Origin of the sequence: Chamaesiphon sp. OTE_75_metabat_556 (assembly GCF_031378165.1) — a bacterium.
Lineage (GTDB): Bacteria > Cyanobacteriota > Cyanobacteriia > Cyanobacteriales > Chamaesiphonaceae > Chamaesiphon.
On the sequence record NZ_JANNDR010000480.1, the window covers coordinates 1 to 6293 of the forward strand.

Annotated in this window: 7 protein-coding genes and 1 riboswitch; of the genes, 2 read left to right on the forward strand and 5 right to left on the reverse strand. The window is 43.9% G+C overall.

The genetic code is table 11. From position 1 onward, the window contains the following. Positions 1 to 683 (reverse strand): CHC2 zinc finger domain-containing protein (locus RMO27_RS19360; RefSeq protein WP_309735589.1); only part of this gene is annotated, 683 nt, incomplete at its 3' end. 185 nt (positions 684 to 868) lie between these two features. Here RMO27_RS19360 and RMO27_RS19365 point away from each other — a divergent pair. Then, complete coding sequence (locus tag RMO27_RS19365) at positions 869 to 1168, forward strand: hypothetical protein (RefSeq protein ID WP_309735591.1); 300 nt, start codon at positions 869 to 871, stop codon at positions 1166 to 1168. An 81-nt stretch (positions 1169 to 1249) separates the two neighbouring features. Here the strand turns inward: RMO27_RS19365 and RMO27_RS19370 are convergent, their stop codons facing one another. The 3 genes from RMO27_RS19370 to RMO27_RS19380 all read right to left on the reverse strand — a co-directional run bounded on the left by RMO27_RS19370 (position 1250) and on the right by RMO27_RS19380 (position 3662). Continuing rightward, positions 1250 to 1843, reverse strand: coding sequence for a Uma2 family endonuclease (locus RMO27_RS19370; protein WP_309735593.1), 594 nt, complete (start codon positions 1841 to 1843; stop codon positions 1250 to 1252). 103 nt (positions 1844 to 1946) lie between these two features. Further along, the gene (gene cobW / locus RMO27_RS19375) at positions 1947 to 3014 is read right to left on the reverse strand and encodes a cobalamin biosynthesis protein CobW (protein ID WP_309735595.1); all 1068 of its coding nucleotides are present in this window, start codon (positions 3012 to 3014) and stop codon (positions 1947 to 1949) included. 30 nt (positions 3015 to 3044) lie between these two features. Next, positions 3045 to 3194: riboswitch (cobalamin riboswitch) on the reverse strand. A 66-nt stretch (positions 3195 to 3260) separates the two neighbouring features. Further along, positions 3261 to 3662: a biopolymer transporter ExbD gene (locus RMO27_RS19380; protein WP_309735597.1), complete on the reverse strand. Its 402-nt coding sequence runs from the start codon at positions 3660 to 3662 to the stop codon at positions 3261 to 3263. Between the two features lie 577 nt (positions 3663 to 4239). On the opposite strand from RMO27_RS19380, the gene RMO27_RS19385 reads away from it, so the two are divergent. After that, on the forward strand, positions 4240 to 5610 hold the full coding sequence (locus tag RMO27_RS19385) for a hypothetical protein (protein ID WP_309735600.1): 1371 nt from the start codon (positions 4240 to 4242) through the stop codon (positions 5608 to 5610). A 12-nt stretch (positions 5611 to 5622) separates the two neighbouring features. On the opposite strand, the gene RMO27_RS19390 is transcribed toward RMO27_RS19385, so the two are convergent. Then, the gene (locus tag RMO27_RS19390) at positions 5623 to 6285 is read right to left on the reverse strand and encodes a MotA/TolQ/ExbB proton channel family protein (RefSeq protein ID WP_309735602.1); all 663 of its coding nucleotides are present in this window, start codon (positions 6283 to 6285) and stop codon (positions 5623 to 5625) included. Positions 6286 to 6293: the final 8 nt, after the last annotated feature.

Sequence of the window (6293 nt, forward strand, 5' to 3'; positions counted from 1 at the left end):
GTCCGCCCACCAAAACCAATAACTCGCCCTCGTAAATCGAGAATCGGAATCATCAATCGATCTCGAAATCTGTCATAGTAACTATTGCCATCCTTACGTGCGATCGCTAGTCCAGCCGCTACAATCGATTGCGGTGGAAATTTCTTTTGCTCGATCAAATAATTAGCTAAAGTTTCCCAACCAGCCGGAGCATAACCGAGTTGAAAACCTTGAATTGTTTCGTCACTAAAAGCGCGTTCTTCCTGTAGATATTTGAGAGCTATTTCTCCCTGGGGCTGATTGAGTGCGTGCTGATAAAAATTAGCAGTTATCGCCATAATTTCATATAACTGCTCCCGCTGGGACAATCGCCGCTGTAACTCCTGACGCTGTTCCGGCTCCAATGTTTGAACTGGAACCTGATATCTGCGGGCTAAATCTAAGACAACTTCTGTAAACGACTGCTTCCCCAACTCCATCAAGAAAGTAATCGCATTTCCCCCCGCCTGACAACCAAAGCAGTAATACATCTGCTTGGTAGGACTAACAGAAAAACTCGGTGATTTTTCTTGATGAAATGGACAAGAACCTAAATAATCCTTACCCCGTTTTTTGAGCACGACATGCCCGCCGACAACATCAACGATATCGACTTTGGCTTTAACTTCTTCGATCGTATCTGGATGTAAACGAGGAATATCCATCTGGGGAATTGATAGTTGATAGTTGATAGTTGATAGCTGTTTGCTATCACAACGATTTATTAAACATTCTCGATACTTGGCTAATTAAATCAGTAATATAATCGTTTGTTGGTCTTTCCTCATATATGATTGCTATTGCTTATCTGTATTTGTCCAATAAATCATGTTAATGATTTTACAGAGAAATGGAAAACTTCAACCTTAGAACTACCTTACTACTTACTATACAATTTGCATTACTGCATGAAATCACACCTAACATCAGAGGTATAACTTGTGGATGGGATGAATCTAAAATCATGATTAATTTCTACTTTGATGGCGAATTCACAGAGGAAGAAAAAGAATCAATGGAATGTATTGCTACTGAAGTAATAGCTTCTATTCCCACGCTCAAAATGGATGTAGAATGTAGAAGAATAGATGCCCCTGAGTCACTGATTCCATGTAAATTGTTGGACTGGGTATATTTAAGAAAGGAGTAAAGAAGAGTTAATTCGTAAGGTGGGCAATGCCCATCAGTTAGATTTAAACTATCGAAATCAAATTATCTAATCGATTTACTATTACTCAAATACAATCCCGCGATAGACTTGCTCGATCGGGAAACTGAGATTGATACTTTTAAGTTCGATAATATCTCCAGCCCGATAATTAATAATTACCCATTCACCCGCATCATTCTTATGATAAATATCAATCGAGATCGATTTAGCACTAACCAAAACATAATCCTGCAAAATTGGATTGCGACGATACCTATAGAACTTTTCACCACGTTCGCGTAGCGTCTCCAAAGGAGAATCGTAAGCTTCAGTACTATCAGATAAAACCTCAACTATCAGACATGGATAAACAATATATTGAGTATTACTTTTGTCTCGCTCATCACAAGTCACACTTCCATCGGGATAACTATAGTCATCAGTTTCTAAGATGTTAATCCTGGCATCAGAGTTAAGCGTTCTACAGCCACTCTCCTCTAAATGATTTCCCAATAACCGATTAAACTTTGCTGCAATTTCACTATGATTGACAGTGCCACCACTCATCGCATAAACTTCACCATCAATATATTCATGGCGTTCTAATTGCTGTTCTTCCCATGCAAAATATTCTGCGGGAATGAATCGTGGCGCACAATCTTTTACTGCAACCATTATAAAACCTCAAATTATTTTGATTTTGATTTTTGTCACCATCTATAAACTGCTCGATTCACGGTCGGTTGACTTGATCGAAGTTTGGCCATATTTAACTAAATTAGACGAGATCCAATTCTCTATCTGTATCAACAGCTAAAGCAGTAGCGATCGCGACAGGGTCGATCGAGTGACCGATGAATACTAGTTTAGTCTGGCGACGCTCATCGGTGCGCCAGGGTCGATCGTAAAATTGCTCGAACCGATTGCCGACGCCTTGAATGACTAACCGCATCGGTTTATTGGGAACGGCAACGAAGCCTTTAATGCGGTAGATTTCTTGTTCTTTAACGAGAAGTTCTAATTGTTGACGCAATTGTTCGGGGTTAAATTCATAGTCCAAAACCAGATGTGTCGAATCGATCTCATCGTCGTGATCGTGTTCTTCCTCGGTATCGTGATGGCTCGGACGCTGTTCGAGATGGTCTTCCACTGCGGCATTCAATCCTAATATTGTCTCTACATCTACGATACCCCGATCGCTCGTAATAATTTTCACAGCGCGGGGGAGTTCTTGGTTGACTAGATCGATCGTTTGTTGATATTGCTCGGTAGTGACTAAGTCGGCTTTGTTTAAAATTACCAGATCCGCACAAGCTAACTGATCCTCAAATAACTCTTGCAATGGTGTCTCGTGATCGAGATTTTCATCCTCCTGTCTGAGCGCGTCTACAGCCGCCGGATCGCTGGCAAACCGTCCATCTGCCACCGCATCACAATCGACCACCGTAATCACCGCATCTACCGTCGCTGCGGTGCGAATCTCCGGCCATCTGAAGGCGGTAATTAGCGGCTTGGGCAGTGCCAAACCGGATGTTTCGATTAAGATACAGTCAATGTCATCGCGACGGGCAATTAGAGCCTGCATTGTCGGTAAAAATTCTTCTTGTACCGTACAGCACAAGCAACCGTTGGTAAGTTCGACAATATTATTGGGTGATTCAACCTCATCATCGGGGCAAACTTGGCAGGAGCGCAACAACTCACCATCGATACCCAATTCCCCAAATTCATTGACAATCACCGCAATTCTGCGTCCTTGATTGTGGGTGAGTAAATGTCGGATCAGCGTGGTTTTACCGCTACCAAGGAATCCGGTAATGACGGTGACGGGAATTTTTTTGGCCATGTTACTTTAATTCTGTGTATCTCGCACAAATGGGAATATCTACACCTCGGCGGGCATCCTGACTTATCGATGCACGAGTGCATCGGTTTACAGTTGCGAGACAGCGTTGGCTTTGCACCAAACTTTCCCCGTTACCTCCACTGGCTGCTCCCCAGTAGAACCGAGTTCGGTCTTATAGTTTACCGTATTGTTACGATCGAGTGAGATCGTCGCTAGCAAGGTATCCTCAGATCGATCGAATCCAATCTATTTACGCTGAGTGGCGATCGCAAGTTTCACTCCAGGAATCTGACGCACCCGATCCATAACAGCTACTACTCGCCTATGCTCTACCCGTTCGTCGGCATTGATAATGACGAGGGTTTGTCCCTCTTTGGCAATTAGGGATTGAAGTTTGGGGACTAGAGTTTCTACTTTGACTAGCTGCCGATTGAGGGCGATCGCACCTTGAGCATCGATACTGACAATCATCTTGGTTTGCGTTTGACTTTTACCCGTTCCAGCGGTGGGTAAGTTGACAGGCAAACTCTCGTTCCGCGTCAGTGTCAGGGACGTAATGATAAAAAAGGTCAAAATTGCAAATAGGACGTCAATGAGGGCAACGACGTTGATATCTGGCGTGCGATCGGGATTGGGGGGAAGACGCATTGTTTAGAGGATAGAGGATAGTAGACCTCCTGCAAAAGTCCTGAGAAGATCGACAGAGCCTAGCATTGTCAGCACATTGAGCTAATCTTTTATGATTATAATGTGGAAATAGCGATCAGGATTTATGACAGTGGAAACACAAGATACTTGGCAGGACTGGTTATTTGTGGGTAGCTATATCGCACTCCTGTTATTCGTAATTTGGGGCGTACTAATTCGGAAGTAAAGTCGATCGGCCTTAACTGTTCTCAACGGCGGGAATGCCACCGCCAAACCAGCCACTCAGAAAGATGGTGAGATCGTGGTGTTTGAGATCGCGAGAAAACATTACAAAATGTTAGGGAATAGTCATCATCTGGAGCACCTGACTTTAGACTGAAACTACATGATAAATACTAGTGTCAAAAAAAATATAGCAACTGCCATTACAGTTAAGACATAGTACCCGAAATCCTTAAATACAAGCTATTTCAGAGATGAAATCCCCAAGCTAACGGCTGTGATCATTCCCGATCAATCGAGGGCAAACGTAGCATACTTTACTTTTGACACTTAATTAATAACTGGAGAACCGTAAATGGAAATTCTAACTAAACCGCTTGATGACACAGTAATGAGCGATCGGGTGGAACATTTCATGAAAAACATTCAGGCTAACATTCTGAAGGGTCATGGACGCGAGCATGTAGTGTTGCTTTTTCTCACCATCAAACATATCGATAAAGCTCGTGAATTTCTCCAACACTACCCAGTAACAGATGCTTTTACACAGCACGAAGAGACCAAAAAATTCAAGGCGAAACGAGTTCCGGGCGGAGTCGTCCGGCTGGTATTTTTGAGCAAAGCTGGTCTCGATCGATTTGGACATGGCAACAAGTTTAGTGGTTTTGGAGCATTTTCTGGAGGAATGGCTGCTGACACCTCAGTATTGGATGACGGTTCTACCAAGTCATGGCAAACCGAACTCAATCGATCGAGTGATGTGATGTTGCTACTAGCCTATGATAGCGAGATTAAACTCGCCCGAATCATCGGGCAGATGGTTAAAGATTTTGAAAAAGAAGACAGTCCCTTTGAAGTCATGTTCGTGCAGGAAGGTCGTGCTTACAAAAACGCTGACGGTGAAGGTGTCGAGCATTTTGGCTATGTGGATGGTCGTTCTCAGCCGTTGATGATTCAGAGTGCAATAGATAAAGAAACAAGTCAGAACGGGGGCGGTATAGATCGGTACGATCCGACGGCACCGCTCGGACAATTTTTGGCACCAGATCCCCTTGAAACGAGTGGCTTTGGCAGTTTCTTTGTTTTTCGCAAATTGGAACAGAATGTCGCTGGCTTTAAGCGATCTGAAGAACAGCTTGGCGAAACAATAGGACTCAAAGGAGACGATGGCGAACGAGCAGGGGCGATGGTTGTCGGTCGGTTTGAAGATGGAACACCAGTTACTTTGAACGTTAAAGAGGACGGTGTGCCAGTAGTTAATAACTTCGACTACAGTGACGACTCCGATGGGTCAAAATGCCCTTTTCATGCCCACATTCGCAAATCCAATCCTCGCGGATCGAGTCCTGGGGGGCTTGACTTTGATAAGTCAGTACAAATGGCTCGCCGTGGGATTACCTATGGTAGCCGACTTCAAGATCCTGACTCAAAAGAATTCATTGACAAACCCAATGATGGCGTTGGATTACTGTTTATGAGCTATCAGGCTTCAATTGAAAAGCAATTCCAGTTCATGCAAACCCAGTGGGTGAATAACGAGAAATTTCCAAAAGAGAAGATCGGCATCGACCCGGTAATCGGTCAGGGCGGTAGCATACCACAGACCTGGTTCCCCGAATACGGTTCGACCAAATGCGAGAAATCTTCGTTATTCAAGGGTTTCGTGACACTCAAAGGCGGAGAGTATTATTTCACTCCTTCAATTTATGGTTTAAAAAACTTGTAATCATACATCCCTTCACTGAGTAAAATCCAACAACGTCTCATCCAGAGATCCCTTCCTGTCTTCCCACTGACGGCGGTGGAGTAGTTCTAATTGACTGGTGGATGCTTGAATTTGGGCGAGTTGGCGTTGATATAATCCGCGAAATAGGTTGGCACAAATGGACGCGACGATCGCGACTACTAACCCAGATGCTGTCGCAATTAGAGCCATACCAATTCCGGCGATCGCGGGAGTATTAGTATTACCACCAGTACCGATATTGAGAGCGGAGAAAGATTCAATTAAACCGAGAATAGTACCTAATAAGCCGAGTAGTGGCGCGAGACTAATTACTGCATCGAAGACATTGTTAAACCGCCGGAGGCTGGGAATTTCTTGATGTGCTTCGCTTTCTAGTGCCAGTCGAAATTCATCGGGAGTGGTATCTTTTAAGGCGATCGCTGCATGAAAAATACGGGCGATCGGTAAGTCACGATCGAGATCGAGTCTATCGATAACTAGGGGCGATCGGTGTTGATATAAATCTAAAACTGTCTGAATTAAAGGTTGCTGTCTCCGCCCGATTTTGAACCAAAAATAGAGCCGTTCGATCGCCAAGGTAACGACGAGAATCGAGGCTAATAGCAAAGGATACATCACGACACCCCCTGCTGCAAATAGTTTACTGATGTCCATAAGTTAGG